The organism is Halorussus salinisoli (assembly GCA_005239435.1).
GTDB classification, from domain to species: Archaea; Halobacteriota; Halobacteria; order Halobacteriales; family Haladaptataceae; genus Halorussus; species Halorussus salinisoli.
The window spans coordinates 164,015-183,824 of sequence record SZNP01000008.1; the positions used below are offsets into that span (position 1 = coordinate 164,015).

Annotated in this window: 17 protein-coding genes and 1 tRNA gene; 5 read left to right on the forward strand and 13 right to left on the reverse strand. The window is 63.5% G+C overall.

Going from position 1 to position 19,810, the window contains the following annotated elements; translation table 11 throughout:
- The gene (locus tag E2484_RS20910) at positions 1-2,022 is read right to left on the reverse strand and encodes a type II secretion system F family protein (protein WP_137287131.1); all 2,022 of its coding nucleotides are present in this window, start codon (positions 2,020-2,022) and stop codon (positions 1-3) included.
- Positions 2,019-5,885 carry an ATPase, T2SS/T4P/T4SS family gene (locus E2484_RS26205; RefSeq protein ID WP_394347936.1) on the reverse strand — a complete coding sequence of 1,289 codons (3,867 nt, stop codon included), beginning with the start codon at positions 5,883-5,885 and terminating at the stop codon, positions 2,019-2,021. The genes E2484_RS20910 and E2484_RS26205 overlap by 4 nt, the downstream gene beginning before the upstream one ends.
- A 278-nt stretch (positions 5,886-6,163) precedes the next feature.
- On the opposite strand from E2484_RS26205, the gene E2484_RS20920 reads away from it, so the two are divergent.
- The 4 genes from E2484_RS20920 to E2484_RS20935 are packed head-to-tail and all read left to right on the forward strand — an operon-like array spanning position 6,164 to position 7,532.
- Positions 6,164-6,487 carry a hypothetical protein gene (locus E2484_RS20920; protein WP_137287132.1) on the forward strand — a complete coding sequence of 108 codons (324 nt, stop codon included), beginning with the start codon at positions 6,164-6,166 and terminating at the stop codon, positions 6,485-6,487.
- A gap of 39 nt (positions 6,488-6,526) precedes the next feature.
- Entirely contained in the window at positions 6,527-6,775 is a 249-nt protein-coding gene (locus E2484_RS20925; RefSeq protein ID WP_137287133.1) for a hypothetical protein, read from the forward strand.
- 3 nt (positions 6,776-6,778) lie between these two features.
- Positions 6,779-7,318 (forward strand): hypothetical protein, encoded by a 540-nt coding sequence (locus E2484_RS20930; RefSeq protein ID WP_137287134.1) that lies wholly within the window; start codon positions 6,779-6,781, stop codon positions 7,316-7,318.
- 4 nt (positions 7,319-7,322) lie between these two features.
- Entirely contained in the window at positions 7,323-7,532 is a 210-nt protein-coding gene (locus tag E2484_RS20935; RefSeq protein WP_137287135.1) for a hypothetical protein, read from the forward strand.
- Here E2484_RS20935 and E2484_RS20940 read toward each other — a convergent pair whose 3' ends face one another.
- The 11 genes from E2484_RS20940 to E2484_RS20990 all read right to left on the reverse strand — a co-directional run bounded on the left by E2484_RS20940 (position 7,533) and on the right by E2484_RS20990 (position 16,949).
- A complete protein-coding gene (locus E2484_RS20940; RefSeq protein ID WP_137287136.1) occupies positions 7,533-7,787 on the reverse strand; it encodes a hypothetical protein in 255 nt (84 codons plus the stop codon).
- A 43-nt stretch (positions 7,788-7,830) separates the two neighbouring features.
- On the reverse strand, positions 7,831-8,289 hold the full coding sequence (locus tag E2484_RS20945; RefSeq protein WP_137287137.1) for a hypothetical protein: 459 nt from the start codon (positions 8,287-8,289) through the stop codon (positions 7,831-7,833).
- Entirely contained in the window at positions 8,286-8,774 is a 489-nt protein-coding gene (locus tag E2484_RS20950) for an LEA type 2 family protein (protein WP_137287138.1), read from the reverse strand. The genes E2484_RS20945 and E2484_RS20950 overlap by 4 nt, the downstream gene beginning before the upstream one ends.
- 76 nt (positions 8,775-8,850) lie before the next feature.
- Positions 8,851-10,209: an ABC transporter ATP-binding protein gene (locus E2484_RS20955; RefSeq protein ID WP_137287139.1), complete on the reverse strand. Its 1,359-nt coding sequence runs from the start codon at positions 10,207-10,209 to the stop codon at positions 8,851-8,853.
- Positions 10,182-11,330 carry an ABC transporter ATP-binding protein gene (locus tag E2484_RS20960; RefSeq protein ID WP_137287140.1) on the reverse strand — a complete coding sequence of 383 codons (1,149 nt, stop codon included), beginning with the start codon at positions 11,328-11,330 and terminating at the stop codon, positions 10,182-10,184. Before E2484_RS20960 ends, E2484_RS20955 begins: the two co-directional genes overlap by 28 nt.
- A 5-nt stretch (positions 11,331-11,335) precedes the next feature.
- Positions 11,336-12,292 carry an ABC transporter permease gene (locus tag E2484_RS20965; RefSeq protein ID WP_137287141.1) on the reverse strand — a complete coding sequence of 319 codons (957 nt, stop codon included), beginning with the start codon at positions 12,290-12,292 and terminating at the stop codon, positions 11,336-11,338.
- Positions 12,293-13,282 carry an ABC transporter permease gene (locus tag E2484_RS20970; protein WP_321112863.1) on the reverse strand — a complete coding sequence of 330 codons (990 nt, stop codon included), beginning with the start codon at positions 13,280-13,282 and terminating at the stop codon, positions 12,293-12,295.
- A 180-nt stretch (positions 13,283-13,462) separates the two neighbouring features.
- Entirely contained in the window at positions 13,463-15,499 is a 2,037-nt protein-coding gene (locus tag E2484_RS20975; RefSeq protein ID WP_170977449.1) for an ABC transporter substrate-binding protein, read from the reverse strand.
- 144 nt (positions 15,500-15,643) lie between these two features.
- Complete coding sequence (locus tag E2484_RS20980) at positions 15,644-15,922, reverse strand: hypothetical protein (RefSeq protein WP_137287143.1); 279 nt, start codon at positions 15,920-15,922, stop codon at positions 15,644-15,646.
- Between the two features lie 51 nt (positions 15,923-15,973).
- Positions 15,974-16,666: a type 1 glutamine amidotransferase domain-containing protein gene (locus tag E2484_RS20985; protein ID WP_137287144.1), complete on the reverse strand. Its 693-nt coding sequence runs from the start codon at positions 16,664-16,666 to the stop codon at positions 15,974-15,976.
- A 208-nt stretch (positions 16,667-16,874) separates the two neighbouring features.
- A tRNA-Met gene (locus E2484_RS20990) sits at positions 16,875-16,949 on the reverse strand.
- A 326-nt stretch (positions 16,950-17,275) separates the two neighbouring features.
- Here E2484_RS20990 and E2484_RS20995 point away from each other — a divergent pair.
- Positions 17,276-19,693 (forward strand): DUF2298 domain-containing protein, encoded by a 2,418-nt coding sequence (locus tag E2484_RS20995; RefSeq protein ID WP_137287145.1) that lies wholly within the window; start codon positions 17,276-17,278, stop codon positions 19,691-19,693.
- Positions 19,694-19,810: the final 117 nt, after the last annotated feature.

Here is a 19,810-nt window from a genome sequence, read left to right on the forward strand (position 1 = left end):
TTAGATGAACGCGAAGGTCAGGAGTGCGACGGTCGGCAGTATCACGGCGAACTTCACGCCCGACAGCAGCGAGGCGTCGCGGATGTAGCCCGCGATGAAGCCCGAGAGGATGGCTTGCAGGGTCACGGCGTGGAAGAACAGCATCGACAGGAGATTGGTGTCGACACCGCCGCCGAACTGCGCCGACCCGGCCCCGCCGCCCGAGGAGGCCTGCCCGGCGAGTCCGGCCATCACGTCGAGGAACTTCACCTTCAGGATGGCCATCACCGCGAGCAGGGTGAGGTAGGTCATGATGATGATGACGACCTGCATCCGCGACCGGGACTTGCGCTCGCGGGCGATGTCGTCCTGGTTCTCGCTGGCCTGCGCCGCCGTCGAGAGGACCGCCGTAATCTGGCTGGAGGCCTCCTGGGCCTTCGAGACCAGTTTGACGGTCCGGGCGAGTCGCGGGATGTGGTACCGGTTGTTGAACTCGATGAGCGCGGCCTTCAGGCTCATGCCGTACTCGACCTTGGCGTGAATCACGTCGAACTCGTCGGCTAGCTTTCCGGTGGAGGTGTCGGCGACGGTCCGGACGGATTCGAGCAGAGTCAGGCCGGTGTCGTTCGCCGACGAGAGCTTTCGCAGGTTGTCCGAGAGTTTGCTGATGACCGCCTGCCGCGACCGGACGTTCCACGTGTGGAAGATGGCCAGCGGCAGGAAGTTGACGTACACCGGGACGTAGACGTAGAGGAACGTCCCCCAAATCGGTCGGGCGACCATCTCCTGAAAGCTCCGTGGGGCCGCACCACTCCAGACCGCGTTACCGACCAGCACCAGCGACGCCGGGAACGTCAGTCCGAGGATGAACAGGGGGTGTTCCCGGAAGAAGACGTGAGGTTGCTTCAGCAAGGCCACCGTCTCGTAGGTGCCTTCTCGACTCTTGATGCGGTCGAAGACGGAGAACTCGCCGACGTACTTCTCGACGAGACCGAGGTGGAGCAGGCCCGCGCCGGTCGTCGCTTCGAGGCGGTCGCCGCCGTCCGAGGGGTTGAGGTAGCCGTCGCCGGGGTCGTCCTGCTTGACGGTCGAGACCAGCACGAGGAAGCCGACGCCCGTCAGCGGAATCAGGCCGTAGACCGTCGCGTACAGCATCGATTCGTTGGCCTCTCCGAGCATCGACATGATGACGAGGATGATGATGAGCAGGAGGGGAAACAGCGAGAGGGTCATGTACATCTCGCCGAACAGTTCGAGAGTTTCGAGCGTCATCTCCTGTTGCTGCTTGGCGGTCCGCATGTGCTTGTCCTTCTTGTCGTCCAGGAAGTCGCTCATGTCTCCGCCGGAGTTGACGATAGAGAGCATGTCGGTCAGAAACTGACCCAACTCGTCGCTCGGCGTCTCCAGCGACCGCTTCCGGATGGCAGTCCGGTAGTCGGTGTCGAAGTACTCGGTCTCCTGGACGATGGACTGGAACTCCCGGGACACCTCGCCGTAGGTGTCGTCGGCCTTCGCCATCGCTTCCAGAATTTCGAGTTGGTTCAGCCCCCCGATGGAGAGGGCGTACATGAACGAGATGGCGTCGGGCAGGAGCATGTTTATCTCTCGCTCGCGCTCGCTGGCCCGCATGTAGGGTATCCCGACGATGACGCCGAATCCGATTCCGAACCCGATTGCCCCGAAGACGAAGCCGCTGACCACGACGAGCGCCGGAATCTTGAGCGCGTTGATCAACTGGGCGGTCTGTTCGTTCGGTACCGGCAGTCCGATGAGGACGCCGACCTCCACGAGACCGGTCACGAACAGGACGTAGCCGACGAGCAGACCGAGCAACCAGAGGACCACCCCCGAGAGGACGCCGACCGCCAACCCCCGCGAGAGGTAGAGTTCCACCGTGTCGGGCATCCTCGCCTCGGCGAGTTTGGTCTCTACGTCGTCTACGAAGTCGCCGTCCTCGTCGAACAGGTAGTCGAATAGGGGGTAGAACGCGTCGGCCAGCGAGTCGGCCGAGCGCTCTGGGGAGGTGGCGCTCCCGTGGCTCATGTCTCGTCCTCCTCGTCGGTGTCGTCGAAGGCGGCCTCGAAGTCGCCGAAGGAACTGTCTTCCTCGTCGCCGTCTTCCGGGTCGTCTTCGTCGTAGACCTCGGGGAAGCTTCCCAGTTCCCCGGCGTCGTTGACGTTCCGGACGCTGTCCTCCGGACCGACGGACTCGGTGTCCTCGAACTGCCCGCCCTCGGACGGTTCGGAGTCGAGCATGTCGCCGCCGAAGGGCGCGTCGAGGTCCGAGTCGGCGTCGGTCTCAGACTCGGGCGTCGCCTCGACCTCCGAGGGCGCGTCGGTGGGCTCGGCGGCCTCGGCGAGTGCGACTGCGAGTCCGTCCACGTCGGCGTCCGCCCCGCGGTAGTCGTCGAGCAGGCGGTCTTCCGCCTCGGCGAGGATGCCCTTGGCGAGGTCGTAGGTCTCCTCGCTGGGGTCGGGCCGGGGCACCATCTCCTCTTTCTTGGGGTCCACGTCGATCTGGACGCTCTCCATCTCCCGGAGGTCTTCGAGGCTCTCCTCCAGTTTCTCGTTGGCGATGAGGGTCAGGATGGTGTCGGGGTCGTTGATGAACGCCTGCGCGGTGGCCGCGACCTGGGTGTACTCGTTGAGACCGTTCTTGATGAGATACGCGAGGATGACCCGGCGCTTGAGTATCTCCCTCTCCAGTCGGTCGCGGTCCCACCCGCGGTCGAACATGATCTCCTCCATGGTGTTCGACCCTGAGAGGCGCATGAACTCGTCGTCCTCGGCGCGCCACTGGAAGATGTCCTGGACGTTGATCTCGTCGTTCTCGGCGTTGTACTCGTTGATCTCCGTGAGCGATTTGTTTCGGCGGACCTTGCTCCCCTGGACCCGCGTCTGGGTCTGGATGGAGACGAGGTCGAGCGCGGTGAACAGGGTCTTCGAGACGTTGATGGGTTCGGTCGTGAACCGCTTGAGGACCTCGCCCACCGTGTCGGCGTGGAAGGTGGTGTAAGTCGTGTGACCCGTGGACATGACCTGGAAGAGGGTCCGACCTTCCTCGCCGCGAATCTCGCCCATCACGATGTAGTCGGGTCGCTGGCGGAGCGCGGCCTCCAGCAGGTCGAACTCGTCCACGTCGCCCTTGTCGTCGTCCGAGAACGAGGGGCGGGTGACGCTGGCGATCCAGTTGCGCTGGGGCAGTTCGACCTCGCGGGTGTCCTCGATGGAGACGATCTTCGAGTTGCTCGGGATGAACAGCGACACCGCGTTCAGCGAAGTCGTCTTCCCGGACGCCGTCCCCCCGGCGAAGATGAGCGACTTGTGGTTCTCGATGGCGAGCCACATGAACGCCATCTCCTCCAGCGAGAAGGTGTTCCAGTTCACGAGGTCGACCGGCGTGAACGGCACGTCCTTGAACTGCCGGATAGTGTAGTTGGTCCCGTGGTCAGAAACCTCCCGGCCGAGGGTCAACTGGGCACGAGAGCCGTCGGGGAGGGTCGCGTCTACCTGCGGTTGGCGCTTCGAGATGCCCTTGCCCGACCGCTGGGCCATCTTGACCACGAAGTCGTCCAACTCGTCCTCGCCGTGGTAGACGTTGGAGATGACCTGCTCGTAGTCGGTGTGGTAGACGAAGACGGGCGAGTTGTAGCCGTCCACCGAGATGTCCTCGACGTTGATGTCGTGTTTGATACCGTCGATGCGCTCGTAGCCCGTGAAGTCGCGCTTGAGGAAGTAGAGGAGTTTCTCGGTCTGGTACTCCGAGAGGTCGTCGCTGTCCTCCTCGATGAGGACCGGTTCGGGTCGGACCATGATGCCGTCCAGTCCGCCCGACTCGTCGGGTTCCAGCGCCTCGATTTTGGCCTCGACCGCGGCCCGGACCTGCTCGCGGAGCGGCCCCTCGACCTCGACTTCGAGGTCGAGGTACTCGTCGAGTCGGATTCGGGGGCCGTCGTCCTCGTCGCCGGTCGCTGGCAGGTCGCCGTCGCCAGCCTCGTCGGTGTTCGCCGGGAGGTCGGCCGACTCGGAGCCGTCGGTCGGTTCGGGACCGTCTGGCGCGTCGGGTGACTCGGGGCTTTCGGGCGCGGAAGCCTCCGACTCCGCGTCGTCCTCGACCGCGCCACCGTCGGCCGCGACTTCCTCGCCGTCCGCCTCGGCGTCGGGCGACGGTTCGGTCTCGCTGTCGGGTTCGGCCTCGGCTTCGATTTCCGACGGTTCCTCGACCTCCGCCTCGTCCTGCTCGGATAGTCCGTCACCGTCGTCGGCCTCCCGGCGCTTCTCGATGGCCTCTCGGATTGGTTCGAAGGCGGTGTCGGTCTCCTCGCGGATTCGCTCGACGTAGGCGTTCACGGCGTCTCTGGTCTCGTCGTAGCGTTCGAGCAGTTCCGCGAGTTGCTCCGCGCGCTCGCCGTCGTTCTCGACGTATAGGTCGTAGCGTCCGAGCAGTTCGAGGGTCTCGCGCTCGATGACACTTCCGCGCTCCTCGGCTTCGGCTTCGACCACCACGTCCTCGCTGGAGTACTTGATGGACGACCGGAGCTTCTTGGTCAGGAACTCCTTGAGGTCGTCCTCGATGGGCGTGCAGTACGGCTCCACGAGGTAGTACTTGGTCTCGTTCTCCTTCTCGGAGTGGAAGATGACGACGAACGAGTAGGGCTTGTTGACCCAGTAGCGGTCCACCTCTCGGAAGTGCTGTTTCTTGGGGAGCGCGACTTCCTTTTCGAGGTCGTAGCGATTGACCAGCGTGGTGTGTCCCTCGACCGTCGAGAAGAAGGCGTCCTCGTCGAGTTCCTCGGGCACGTCGAGGGTGCGCTCGTCCTCGATTTGCAGGAGCTTCCGAGCGTCGTGTGCGCCCTCCGCGAGGAGTTCTTCGAGGTCCTCCTCGGGGAACCCGAGCCACTCTTCTTTCTCGAATCGGTCGATTTCGCCGTCGTCGTCTCGCGGTCGCTCGGGCGCGGTGACGTCGGTGTCGGTGTAGTAGTACTCGTACTTGAAGTGTTCCCAGTAGTACTCGCCCTTCGTGACCGGCGTGGTCGCGGGGTCGAGCCACTCCTCGAAACTCGCGCTCAGGTCGGTGACTGCCGTCCCGCCCTCGAAGACGCTGGTCGGGAAGTCGTCGTGGCCGAGCCACTCGCTCCGGTCGAAGGGGACGACTTCGCCCGACTCGTCGCGTGGGCGGGCCATCCCCTCTTCCGCTTCGTCGTAGTAGTACTCGTATCGGAAGTGTTCCCAGAGGTACTCGCCGAGCGCCACCGGCGTCTCCTCGGGGTCGAGGAAGTCCTCGAAGTAGGCGCTCAGGCCCGCCGCGGTCTCGGCGGCACCTGCGACCCGCTCGCCGGTCTCCTCGGGGTCGTGGCCGAGGTACTCCTCGGGGTCGAAGGGGAGCGCCTTCCCCCGCCAGTTGGTCGGCGGACTCCCGTTCTCGTAGAAGAACTCGTCTTTGAACTCCTCCCAGTCGTACTCGCCGACGGTCACGGCCGCGCTGGTGAGTTGCTCGCCGGAGATGTCGAGACCGCCCGGCCCCTCGTCTCCCTCGGATTCGGTGTCGTCCTCGGACACGTCTTCGCCGAAACCGGTCTCGTCCCGGGTCCCGGTCTCGTCGTCGGCCTCGGTTTCGTCGTCGGATTCGGTGCCGTCCTCGGATTCGGTCTCGTCCGTGCGAGTTCCGAACGAGAGGTCGGCCGAGTCGTCGTCCGTGTCTCGGTCGCTATCCGCCCCTCGGTCGTCGTCCGTCTCCCGGCCGCCGGCCGATTCGGTCGTCTCGGAGTCACCATCGGTCGCTCGTTCGTCCGGGTCGCCCTCGTCCCGGGCCGGCGCGTCGATGTCCGAGCCGTCGGTCGGGGAGGCGTCTACTCGCCGTGATTCTTCGTCGGGGGTGTCGTCCCCGGCGTCCCGTTCGTCGCTCATTGATTACTCCCCTCGCCTAATGATGCAAAAAACCTCGTAACAGACAAAAGATACGTCGTCATACTTTACTTTACATGGTCGATGGAGGGATAATGAACATTGTGGCCGAAAAGATGGAATAGTGATCCTCCACGTTCGGCCTCCTCTCGGACTCTCGCGACGAATTTCTACCGTTGATACTCCAAATAGACGTCTTACCGACATCTCGGAACAGCAGACGTGTCGTCGGTTAGATGGGAACCGGAAGTCGTAACTTGTGGGACTCGAAACCCCCGTGCGTGATTTCAGTACGGTTCGTGGCGTTGCTCAGCACGTTTTTCCTCGTGACGGGCGCGCTGTTGGTCGGCGACGCTCTCCACGGGTCGGTCGTGACCGGCCAGTACCCCGCCACCTCCCCGGCGGCCGTCGTCCGGGCAGTGGCGGGACTCGTCTGCATCGCACTCGGCTATCGCTTCCAGACGCCGCCCGACGAGTACACGTCGGTACCGTCGGCGGAGTCCGCGGAGTCATCGAGCGACGAAGGGGGGAGTGACTTCGACTCGGAACTGTCGCCGCTCTCCGACGAGCAGTTCGAGGACCTCGACGCCGACGAGGAGAAATAGTTCCAGAACTTTTAAGCGTGGTGAAAGACACCACAGACCATGGCTCTGAAGGATCACGTACCGAAACCGCTTCGAGGACCGATCGGGTTCGGTTCGATTGGCGTGATGATTCTCGGTCTCGTCGTCGGGTACATCTTCGTCACGGTTGGTCTCACCCTCTACTTCGGCATGGGCGACCCCGCAGAGGCGCTCTCGGGACTCGAGTCGCTGGCTATCTCCGGAGTCGGCCTCGCCTGTCTCGGCGTCGGCTATCTCGGCTGGAAGGGCTTCACCTACTTCGCGTACTGAACTATGTCGGTCGACATCCGCAAACACCCCGACGCGCCCGACCCCGAGGCGCTCCGAGACGTTCGCGTCGAACCGATTCCTCCGGAGGAAATCGAACGCAAGCGCGAGGACGGAAAGGTACTCGTCGAGGACAACGTCCGCGAGCGCGACGACCTCAACGTCATCGCGTACCTGAGTACCGAATCCGACGGCTCCGACGCGGTGAGCGTCGGTGTCGCGCTGTATCGCCTCGTCCAGTTGTTCGGCACGCCGCAGGTGTCGGACTACCACGCCGGGAACGACATCAGCGACCGCACCGACGAGACGTTCAAGTACCTGTTCCGCGCCCGTCGGGAAGACGCCACAGAAGACGACGAACTCCCCGAGGAGTGGCTCTTCACGATTCACGACTCGCACGTTCGGTACGCCGCCAGCGTCGCGGAGTGGCGCGACGAAGCCGACGAGTTCACCGCCGACGACCAGGTCGCGCTGACGACGTACGCGTTCGCCCAGCAGTTGGTCGTCGAACCCGTCGAAGCAGTCTACGAAGACGTACTCTACTGAGTGTATGGGCAGTCGTACTTGGCTGGACTCGTGGCTGTTCGACGAAGCTTACCGGACGATGCTGCTTTTCGGCGTCGCCGCGCTGCTCGGTCTCACCAGTCTCGTCCTCTTTTTCTTCTCGTCCGCGGGGTCACCGACTCGGTTCCAGTTCGGACTGTTACTCGCCGCGATGTTGGTCGTGTTCTACCTGACCCTCTGGGGCAACACGTTCTGACTACGTCAGGTAGTGCATCAGACCGAACACGACCACCAGCGACGCCACGAGTAGCCCCGCGAACGCGGGAACCACGAACGAGTACGGGTAGAGACCCGACCAGTGACCGACGACTGCCAGCGTGATGAAACCCGGCACCGAGAGCACGAAGAACAGCGACGAGAGATAGCTCTTCAGCGTAGGGTCGTCGCCGTGCTTGGCGAACGTCCCCCGTTCGCGCACGGTCTTCTCGCGCTGCGGGGTGTCCTTCGTCACGAGTGCCCGTACTGAAACTCGACGGAAAAACGTAGCGGTTCGGTCACTCCCAGAACGCGGCGACAGTGACCGTGGCGAGATAGCCCCCGAGGTACGCCGTCGCGTAGTTGATGAACGCCGCCGACATCGTGTCGCCCACCAGTTTGGGGAGCAGGACGCCCCTGGCTTCGGGCGGGTACGGGAGTATCCACAGCGGGGCGATCCACGCGCCCACGAACACGAACAGACCGACGAAGAAGCCGATTAGACCGAGTCGAATCGACCGCTGTAGCGAGGAAGCGAACAGGTGTGCGAACGACCCGGCGGCGACGACGGGGACGAGCAGAAGTCGCACGTCCGTCTCGACGGACAGAAACTGGGTCGCGTTGTAGACGAACGTGCCCATCCCCGCCAGCGTACCGACGGCGACTCCCGTCAGCAGAAACACGCCGACTCGTCGCAGGGAATCGAGACGCGTGTCGGGAGTCTCGGCCGACCAACCCGTGGAGTTCGAGCCGCTCATCCGCTCACCCCCGTCTCCTCGACGGACAGGTAGACCATCTCTTCGACGACGTACGCATCGATTCGTCCCCGCATCTCGACCTCGGCGGGGTCGGCGTCTCGGAATCGGTCGGCCATCCCCTCGCGGAGTCTCAGCGGAAACGTCACCCTCTCGGTCTCATGCGGCGGGACTGTCACGTCGTCACGAGTCCTCGACGTCGTCCCGTCCGTGACCTGCTCCCCGCCGACGTACACGTTCACCAGTACAGTCCCGAGTTCGAGGTTCTTCACGGTGGGGTTGTGAACGCGGACGGTCACGTCCAACCGATCGTCGACGACTTCGTGGCCGACGACCGTCACGTCGGCGCTCGGAGCGTGCATCGCCGCGAGGTGGCCGGTCACGGCTTGCGCGAACGCGGCCGTCGTGACGACCGACACGAGCAGAAACGACCCGACCAGAAGGAGGCGCTTCGTCGTCATTTCGGCGCGGCTTTCGGGGAGTCTCATTCGACGGCGCTAACGAGAATGTGACACTCACTAAATCTTTTCATCCGACTGGGGGAAAACGGCGGCCGGAAGCCGGTCAGTCGGAGGTTCCCGGCGCGACGACGCGGTCCGTCTCCTCCTCTTCGTAGAGGTGACAGGCCGTGATTCGGGACCCGGCCTCGCGCATGTCCGGGTGTTCGCGCTCGCAGATGGAGACGAACTCGCCCTCCAGTTCTGCCTTCGCGCCCTCGCGGTCACCGCCGAGCAACTTCTCGGCGGCGTCACGAAGCGTTCGCTCTGCGTCGCCCGGCAGGTCGAGTACCGACGGATCGACCGAGCGGGAACTCTCGTCGGCCAGCGTGTGTTCCTCGGGGAGTTCCAGCGCGAGTCCGCGTTCGAGTATCGCGTCGGGCGACTCCCTGCCGACGCTCTCCGTCGCTTCCTCGGGGTCGAGGTCGTCGTGCAAGACGCGCCGCTTGAACTGGAAGGTCCGCCGGAACGCATCTTGGCTCCCCGTCCAGTCCTCGGGCGGGATGATGTTGGCACACCGAGGGTGGAATCGACAGCCGGAGGGCGGGTTACGGGGATTGGGAACCTCGCCGGTGACGTTCGCACGGTGGCGCTCGGCCTCGGGGTCGATTTCGGGTACCGCGTCGAACAGCGCCTCCGTGTAGGGGTGTTTGGGGTTCATCACGACGTCCTGAGTCGGCCCCTGCTCGATGATGTCCCCGAGATACATGATGGCCGTTCGGTCGCACATGTACCGAATGAGCGAGAGGTCGTGGCTGATGAAGACGTAGGTGAGACCGTACTCGTCCTGGAGTTCTTTCATCAGGTTCAGCACGCCCGCCCGGATGGACACGTCCAGCATCGACACCGGTTCGTCGCAGACGATGAAATCGGGGTTGACGATGAGCGCCCGCGCGATGGCGACCCGCTGGCGTTCCCCGCCCGAGAGCTCCTTCGGGAACTCGTCGAGGTACGCCTCGGCGGGCGAGAGACCTACGTCGTTGAGGACCTCCTTGACCCGCTCGCGCCGGTCGTGGTACCCATCGCCGATGCCGTTTATCTTCAGCGGCTCCATCACCGACTGGAACACCGTCATCCGGGGGTTGAGGCTCTCGAAGGGGTCCTGGAATATCATCTGGACCCGCTGACGGAACTCGCTTCGCTCCTCGTTCGAGAGGTCGCTGATGTCCTTGCCGTCGAACTCGATGGAGCCGTGGGTCGGCTCGTGGAGTTTTACGAGCAGTTTGCCCAGCGTCGTCTTCCCGCAACCGGACTCCCCGGCGATGCCCATGATGTCGCCCTCGTTGATTGTGAGGCTAACGTCGTCGACGGCACGGACCGGGTTCGGTTCGCGGCCGAACAACCGGTCGGTGACGCCCTGGGTCGTGTCGAACAACTTCGAGACGTGCTGTACGTCCACTAGCGGTTTTGGGTCGTCGCTTGCCATGTTTCTTCCTTTCCTGCTTCCGTCCGCATCGTTTCGAGTTCGTCCACCCGGTAGCACGCCGTCCGGTGGGTCTGTGGGTCGTCGGCCTCGGCGCGCCGTCCGGTTTCACCACTGGAGACGCCGTACATCGGCGGGTGCGAGGAGTGACACTCTTCGACCACGAACGGACAGCGGTCGACGAACCGGCACTTGTCTGTCGGGTCCAGTAGGGTCGGCGGCGACCCGGGGATGGAGACGAGTTCGGACTGTTCTTCCTTGACCGTCGGGAACGAGTTCTTCAATCCGAGGGTGTAGGGGTTCGCGGACTGCTGGAACACCTCTTTCTTCGGACCGCTCTCCATTATCTTTCCGCCGTACATGACCGCGAGTTGGTCGCAGATTTCGGCCATGACGCTGATGTCGTGGCTGACCACGAGGATGGAGACGTTGAACTCCTCCTGAAGTTCGTCGAGTTCGTCGAGGATGCGGTCCTGGATGATGACGTCCAGCGCGGTCGTCGGTTCGTCGGCGATTAGCATGTCCGGACTGCACGCCATCGCCATCGCGATGACGGCCCGCTGTTTCATCCCGCCGGAGTACTCGTGGGCGTAGTCGTCCGCCCGGTCGGGTTCGATGCCGACTCGTTCCAGCAGGTCGCGGGCGCGCTGGTCGGCCTCCTCGCGCGGCGTGTGGGGTTCGTGGCGCAGGATGGCCTCGACGATCTGGTCGCCCACCTTGTACACCGGGTTGAGCGCGTTCATCGCACTCTGTGGGATGAGTGCGATGTTCCGCCACCGAACGTCCCGAATCTGTTCGTCGTCCAGTTGGGCGAGGTCGGTCATCCCGTCCTCTCGGACCGGATACTGGTCGTCGTCGATTATCTCTCTGCGGGGTTCGCCGCGTTCGTTCTCCCACCGAGGGAGCGTGCCGTCGAACCACATCTCGCCGCTCTCGATGTAGCCGTTCGAGTCGAGGAGATGGATGAGCGACTTCGCAAGCGTCGTCTTTCCACATCCCGATTCGCCGACGAGACCGTACGTCTCACCGCGATCGATGCTGAAGGTAACGCCGTCGACGGCGTGTACGTCGTCGTCGCCCACGTCGTACCGTATCGAGAGGTCGTTTACTTCGAGTAGACTCATTTATATCACTCCTTCTGCGGGTTGGTCACGTCCTCCATCGAGAAACCGATGAAGTAGAACGCTGCGGCGATCAAGGTGATCGCGATTCCAGGCGGGAGGAGCCACCACGGCGCGTTGTAGATGTACCCGTGGGCCTTGACGTTCTCGATCATGAGGCCCCAGGAGTTGGCGGTGAAGTCCGCCAGTCCCAGATAGGCCAGCGACGCCTGCGTGAGGATGGCGATAGCCGCGTCCTGCGCGAGGAACACGAACGCCAGCGGCAGGACGTTGGGCAGGATGTGCCGGAACACGATGCGCGTGTCGCTCGCGCCCGCGACCTTCGCGGAGTCGATGTACGAGCGCTCTTTCAGCGACAGCGTCTCTCCTCGTATGAGGATGCAGTTGTTGAGCCACGAGGTGATCGCGATGCCGAGGATGATGTTCGTCGTGTTCACGCCTCGGATGGCGACCAACACGACGAGGAACGGCAGGAACGGCAGGCCGTACATCACGTCGACGATTCGCTGGATGAGTTCGTCGATCCAGGTGTCTCCGTAGAAGCCGCTGATGAGACCGAGCGGGACGCCCACGAGACTCGACAGCAGTCCGGCCGCGAATCCGATGTAGAGGGCGTCCTTCGCGGCGTACACCAGCAACGTGTAGACGCCGTACCCGTTGACGTTCGTCCCGAGCGGTGCGAAGAACGGGTCGCCGAACGCCGGCGGATGGGGGAGCGACGAGACCTGGTCGGGCGTCATGCGGGTGTTCTCGTAGCCGATGTACGCCTGCCACTCGGGCGTGTGGGGGGTGAACGCCCACGGGAACAGCGCCCACAGGATGAACACCGCCAGAATGACGAGTCCGATGACTCCCATCTTGTGAGTCGTGTACCGGTTCCACCCGCGCTTGAGTCGCTCGATGCGGGGCTCCCAGCGCTCTCGAAACGCGTCGAGATCGAAACTGCTCTCTGATTGGGTCGACATCTATTGTCCCTCCCCGAACTTGATTCGTGGGTCGAGGTACGTGTACACCACGTCGGTCAGCAGTCGCAGCGCGATGATGATCACGGCCAGCATGAAGAACGCCGCCTGTGCGATGGGGTAGTCCTGCTGAAGCACCGCCGCGACTATCAGGTCGCCGATACCCGGCCAACTGAACACCCGTTCGATGATGACGCTCCCGTCGATGAGGAACGCGATACCGACGATGGCCTGCGTGGCGACGGGGATGAGCGCGTTCCGCGCGGCGTGCTTTATCATCACGGTTCGCTCGCTGAGTCCCTTCGCCTGCGCGAGGAAGACGTAGTCCTCTTCGGTCACGTTGTTCATCGACGGTCGCATCACGAGCATCGACCCGACCCAGCCGACGAACGTGATGCTGAGTAGCGGGAGCGCCATGTGGTGCAGCACGTTCGTCATCGTCGTGACGATGGTCCACTGGAACTCGGGGAACTTGTCGAACATGTACGTCGACTTCAACAGGCCGAGTTCGTAGTTGAACAGCCAGATGAACAGCCACGCGATCCAGAACGCCGGCATCGAGTACATCACGAGGGCCGTCGAGAAGATCGACTTGTCCTTCCTCGTTCCTCGCCACCAGCCGAGGTACATGCCGACGAGCGGGCCGACGACGTAGGCGACGATGAACCCGGCGCCGAACAGGATGAGCGTCCGGGGCAGTCGCCGCATGATAACGTCCCAGACGGGGACCTTCCGGGTCGGCGACATCCCGAACTCGCCGGTCTGGTAGTTGATCATGAAGTCGAGATACTGCGACCAGAGCGGTTCGTTGAGTCCCCACACCTCCTCCATGCGCGCTATCTGCTCTGCCGTCATTTCCGGGCTGATCATCGCACCCAGAAACGTTCCCGGCATGCTCCGCAGGAGCGCGAACAGGAGGGTCATGATTACCAGCAGTGTGATGTAGGAGACCACGATCCGCTTTGCGAGATAGCGTCCGCTGATTCGTGTCATCTTCCATCACTCCGTGTCATATTGTGTAACATGCGAACACTCGTTGGATATTCTATCTTCGTAATTGGATACGTCCATTATTAATGTGATGATTCCCATCCTGCGCCGCTTTCGGCCGTGTAGGTGCGCCTTTCGCGTCCTCAGCGTCACCGACAAAAAACGGGTCGCAGTTGCGGAACGTTACTCCGTCGTGTGGAGGTGGAACGCCTGCCAGGTCCAGTTCAGGTAGGCCGGACCGATGACGGGTTCGATAGTCCCGGTGAAGTCCGCGGTGTTGAGCGGCCAACGGACCTTCTCGTAGTCACGAATCATGTACGGCATGTCGAGGTACACCTTCTCGAGAGCCGTCGCCCACTTCTCCTGGCGCGTCTCGGGGTCCATCTCGCTGTAAGCGTCGTCGATGAGGTCGTCGACACTGCCGCCCGCGACGCCGTACCCCGTGGAGTTGTAGGCGAACTTCTCGCCTTCCTTCTCCCCGAACGCCTCCTTGGCGTTTTTGGAGTGGAAGTAGTTCTCGGTCGACGTACCGAACCTGCTGACTCCGGCCCAGCCCATCTCGTAGATGTCGTAGTCGGCGTCGTAGTAGACCAGATCGACCATGGTGTTGAACTCGGTGGGCTTCAGCGACACCGGAATGCCGACCTTGTTGGCGTTCTCGGCCCAGCGCGAGAACGCTTCGGACTGCTTCGGACTGTCGCTCGGCGGGTCCAGAAGAATCTCGATGGGACCGTCCATGACCTCCGAAATCGGTTCTCCGTCGACGTACAGTTCCTTGTCGGAAGTGTCCGACAGCACGTCGGCCTGGGCCTCCTCGAAGGTGTAGTCGTACTTGGCTTCGCTCTGACTGGCCTCGATGCCCGAGAGCGTACCGGGGTAGTCCATTCCGGCGTACGTGCCCTCCGTGCCGTCGATGACCTCGCCGTTCGTGAGGAACGAACGAACTGCTTCGACGTCGACGTCGGCGGAGTCACCCTTTCCGCGGAACGAGAACGCTTCCGCCGCCGGGTCCGTGAGCATCTCGCCGCCGAACACCTCGTCTGGTCGCACGGTGTACCCGGCCGGGGCCGCGAAGTCGCCCTCGATGCGGAAGCCCTTCTCCAGTTGTTGGGTCCAGTGGTAGTCGTCGAAGACGAACGAGATTGCCTGTCGGAGCGCCACGTCGTCCAGGGGCTGGCGTCGGCAGTTGAACCCCATGTAGGAGAACCCGTCGTCGTACCCCTTCACCAGTCCGAGACCGTCGGTTTTCTTGGCCTCCGGAATCTTGTCGGTGTCCAGCGTCCCGTAGTGGGTGTCGATTTCGCCGCGCATGAACGCTTGGGTCATCGCGGTCTGTTCGCCGTACACCTTGAAGTCGATCTGGTCGATGAACGGACCGCCGGTGACGAGATTGTCGTGTTCGGCGACCCAGTCCTGGTCCGTGAGGGGGTACTCCTCGGGGTCACGGAACTTGATCTGCATCGAGGTGTCGGGAGCGAACTTGGTAAGCACGCCGGGACCGGTACCGACCGGACCATTCTCGCGCTCCTCCATCGGGTCGTAGGCCTGGAAGTCGTCGACGTTCTCCCAGATGTGCTTGGGGATCATCGGGCAGGCACCGAGTGCCGAGACGTCCCACGTCCCGATCTGGCCGGTGAGCGTCATCCGGCAGTCCCAGTCGCCGTCGTCCTTCTCGACCTTCTCGATGTTGTTCCAGACGGACGACCACTCGCCGACCTCGTTCTCGATGATGTAGTTGTGCGAGAAGACGACGTCCTCGACCGTGAAGTCCTCACCGTCGTTCCAACTGATGTCGGTACGGACGTCGAAGACGACTTCGGGTTTCTCGGCGTCCGGTTTCTTGAGTTCCCAGTCCGTGAACACCCACGGCCGCACTTCGTCGGTGACCGGGTCGATCTCGATCCCGAAGTCGTAGATGAGGTTCAGTGCGACCGCCGAGTACACGCTCCCGGACGTCAGGTAGTTGGAGGTGTCCGGTTGCGAACTCATCCCGTAGGTGAGAGTACCGCCGCGTGGAATGGAGTCGGTGTCTTCCGTCTTCTTCTCGACGGTTTCTTCCTCGGTGGTCGTCTCCTCCTCGGTCGTGGCGTCGGTGGTGGTCTGGTTGCCGCCACCGCTACAGCCTGCCAGAGAGAGGGCAACGGCACCAGCACCACTCGCCTTCAGGAACTTTCGTCGGCTATTGTTCGTATCGTCCGATCGGTTGCGCCGGTGTGGCATACCAATGAGGTATGCAAACATGCATTTAAATCTACTGGTTATTATATTTCCATATAGTAATGGACTGGTAAAGCGAGTAATGAGAGATGGTACGGGCGGCTGCGTACCGCGATTACGACGGTAAGGAGTGCTTGGGCTGGCGTATTATTCACCTAGACCTTCGCCGTGGAGACCCAGATATCCGAAGTAGACGGTCGCCGTTGCCGCCATCGACGCCATCGTCAGCCAGAGTTTCGGCGTGAGTGCGCTCGGGTGAGACTGCGCCCAGAATATGCTCAGAATCGACCAGAAGGACGCGACGGTGAAACCGAGCGTCATAATCCACGTCCCGAGTAGCCGTCTCTCCGCCCGAGCGGCGACGAACGCCGCGGTCATCAAGAGACCGGCGACGATTGCGAGAACTCCGCGAGTGCCTAACGCCATCTCTTCGTCTTTCGAAGCGGAGACGTCAGTGATAAAGGTGTGCTTTCGGCCCTACGCGGGCGGTGTGACGCCGAGTGCTTCGACGAGCGCCATCACGCCTTCGTGGGACGACTCCGGCCCACGGGCCGTAATGAGGTCGCCGTCGACGGTGACGCTGGTGTCGGCGTCGAGTTCCGCGTCCCAGTTTGCGCCTGCGGCCTTCACCTCGTCTTCGACCCAGTACGGTAGTTTTCGGCCGTCGGGCATCCTGTCGTTGTCGTCGACGATGTTGCGCTCCCACTCGTTGGGGAAGCCGGTGACGTCGCGGCCGTCCACGAGAAAGCCGCCATTACCGTCCCTCGTGAACGCCAACAGGCCGACTGCGTGACAGACGACCAGTGCTTTCTGATCGTCACCTGCGATCATCTCGCGGAACAGGGCGCGAGCGTGCTTGTCCTGATTCACGTCCCACTCCGTACCGTGTCCGCCCGGGAACACCACGGCGTCGTACGTGTCGGCGTTCGCATTGGCGATAGGTTTCGGGTTCTGGAGCCGCTGGTCGTTCGCGTGGACCTCTTTGACCCACTCGGAAGTCTCCTCGCCCACGTTCTCGGGATCTATCGACCGGGGGTCCACCACGGGTTTGTTCCCGCTCGGCGTCGCCACGTCGACGCTAGCGTCAGTGTCAGAGAGCGTTTCTAGCGGGTCTACGCACTCTTCGCCCCAGTACCCCTCCTCGCTGACTACGAACAGTACGGACGTCATCGTGTCCTAATACTCCGCGATACTGATTAACTACGTGGTCACCCCGACCGCGGCGCGCTGGCGCCCGTAACCACCAAGCGAACGTCGAGAGACAGAACTGATTGTAATTATAGGCGTCGTGAAGCGCCCGACTCCGGAGGATAGTTGCACGACTCAGCCGGTGGTCGGTGACGAACCGACTCGCTCGAAATCGAGTTCGGCAAAAGTATAGCGGGAGGTAGATTTGAACTACCGATCTGCGGGTTATGAGCCCGCCGGAATCTCCTGGCTATCCCATCCCGCTACCATATCGTAGCGCCGTCCCACGGATAAGGATTGTGATTCGACCGGCGTGTGCGAATTTTTACCGATACTCTCGGACGCTCCGACTACCGATGACAGGCGTTCGTGAACGATAACGCGTCTCGGAAATCGCCGGATGGTGTGGTCCGGGTAGTGTTCGGAGACGTTGCAGGAGTCGGAGCCGGGACTTCGAAAGCCCCCGTCCTTTCAGTCTTCTGAGTGGACTGGTTCACCGGCCGAGACTGGTTGGCCGTCGTACGTACCTTAACACCGACTTTGGTCCGAACCCCAAGATGTTTATCGCTCGGTCGCACGCCTACATATCGAATGGAGTACGCGCTCGTCCTGCTGTGGTTCGTCGTCTTTCAGGCGCTCGCGTTCGTCGCACTGCCGCTCACGACTCGGTTGTTTCCCCGGTTCCCCGACCGAGGCGCGGCCTTCGCGCTTCCGGTGGCGATGGTCGTCGTGACGACCGTCGGTTACTGGGTCGGCCACCTCGCGTTCGGCCGGTGGACCGCGGTTCTCGGGGTCGCGGTGCTCGCCGGACTGTCGGGAATCGTCCTGTGGAGCGACCGCTCGCTTCGGGATGGCGGGGACGTTCGACCCGCCAGGGACGCTCGACTCGCAATCCCAACGCGCGCGTACGCGGAGACAATAGTTATTTTTGGCATCGCGTTCGCGTTTCTCGTCGCGGTCCGCGCCGTGGACCCCGGCATCTTCCCGGGCGGTGGTGAGAAGTTCCTCGACTTCGGCATCCTGAAGTCGCTCCTCCGGGCCGAGGTCTTGCCTCCGCAGGACATGTGGTGGGCTGGCGGACACGTCCTCTACTACTACGGCGGCCACCTCGCGGCCGGCCTCCTCACCCACCTCACGGGTACCGAGGCCCAGTTCGCGTACAACTTGGCGCTCTCGGGGTTCTACGCCATGCTCGTCACCGCGGCCTACGGACTCGCTGGCGCGATGGCCGACGCCCGCGGGGTCTCGCGCCGTACGGCGGGCGCGTTCGGTGCCTTCTTCGTCGGCTTCGCGGCCAACCTCGTCACCGCGGTCACGGGAGCAATCTGGCTCCTCCCCGACTCGATGGCCCGCAGGGTCGCCGACTGGGTCGCCGAACCCATCGCGGAATCGACTTCGGGCGAACTCGTGACGGAGGGACTCGACTCCTTCGGCTACTGGGGACCGAGTCGCGTCATCCCCCAGACCATCAACGAGTTCCCCCTGTTCTCGTTCCTCAACGGCGATCTCCACGCCCACATGGTCAGCACGCCGTTCCTGCTGTTGGTCGCCGCACTCGGGTTCTCCTACTACCAGTCCGGTCCCGGGGCGCTCCGTCGCCGGCGCGGTCTCGCGTTCGGCGTCCTCCCGGTCGTTGTCGGCCTTCTCGGACTCGTCAACGTCTGGAGTTTTCCGACCGGGCTGGGCGTGGTGTGGCTCGCCGTCCTGTTTTCGCCCGCCGACCCGCTAACGCTGTTCCCCGGCGTCTCCTCGGACGAGACCGCCGAGCCGGTCGCCGACGGCGGGGCCGGAAGCGGTCACGGCGGGACCGAAAGTAGTGACGGCGGGGCCGCCAGCGTGGCCGGACTCAGCCTCCTCGGAGAGGCCCGCCGAATCACAGGCGCGTTCGCCGTGACGGGCGTCGTCGCCACCGTTGCGGTCGCGTGGGTCGCGCCGTTCGTCTTCGGTATCCTCCTGCGCTCGGCCGGCAACCGGAGCATCGCCTTCCTCCCCGAACCCGCCAGCGCGGTCGGACTCCTGCTCGTCCACGGCACCTTCGTCGTGGTGTTCGCGGCGTTCCTCTGGCCCCGAGCGCGGGCGGCGTTCGACGTGGAACCCGCCCGATTCGGCCTGTTGGCCGTGGCGCTGGTCGGGTACGCGTGGGTGTTGAACTACGCGGTGCTGGTGCTGGTCGTTCCCCTGCTGGTGTTCGGATGGCTGTTGCTTCGGACGGTCGGCGACGCTCCCGACGCCGAGGGCGGCGTCGGCTACGAGACGGTCCTGTTGGTCGCGGGGGCCGGACTCGTCACGCTGGTAGAGTTCGTCTACGTGAAGGACAGCGCCGCTGGCGGTCGATTCAACACGGTGTTCAAGGTGTACATGCAGGTGTGGGTCCTCTGGGCGACCGCCGCGGGGACCGCGCTGGCGACCCTCGTCGCCTCGTCCGGGCCGTCCGACTGGACGCTCCCGGGCGTCGGCATCGACCGTTCGGAGGTCATGGGCGCGCTCGCGGCGGTCCTCGTGGTCTCGACCGCGCTCTACGGTGGGATGGCGCTGGGCGGTCACTTCACCAGCGACCACCACCGAATCGACGACCCCACGCTGGACGGGAAGGCGTTCGCGGAGGACTACCACCCCGACGAGGCGGCCGCCATCGCGTGGCTGGACGACAGGGAGGGCCAACCCCACATCGTCTCCACACCGGGCCGCGACGTGTACGCGTGGAGCAGTCCCGCCGCCTCGCTGACCGGCCTTCCGACCGTCGTCGGGTGGGTCTATCACGAGGGCATCTACCGGGGCCACGACGCGTCGAAGGCGCGGGCCGAGGAGGTAGACCGCATCTACACCGGGTCGTGGGGCGACCGGGTCGAGCGACTCCAGCGATACGACGTGAAGTACATCTACGTCGGCCCGCAGGCGCGCGAGCGCTACGACGCCGATGAACTCCAGTTCTCGGAGTATCCGGGCATCGAAGAGGTGTTCCGCGAGGACGGCGTGGTCATCTATCGCGTTCACCAGTCGAAGCTCTGAACCGACCGCTCCTTCGCTGGCGAGTCCTTCGTCTCATCCGACGGTGGATCGGTCGGCACCGGACTGGTGACCAGTCGGTCGTCGCGTTGCTGAACGTCGCCTGCTCGAAGAATCCTC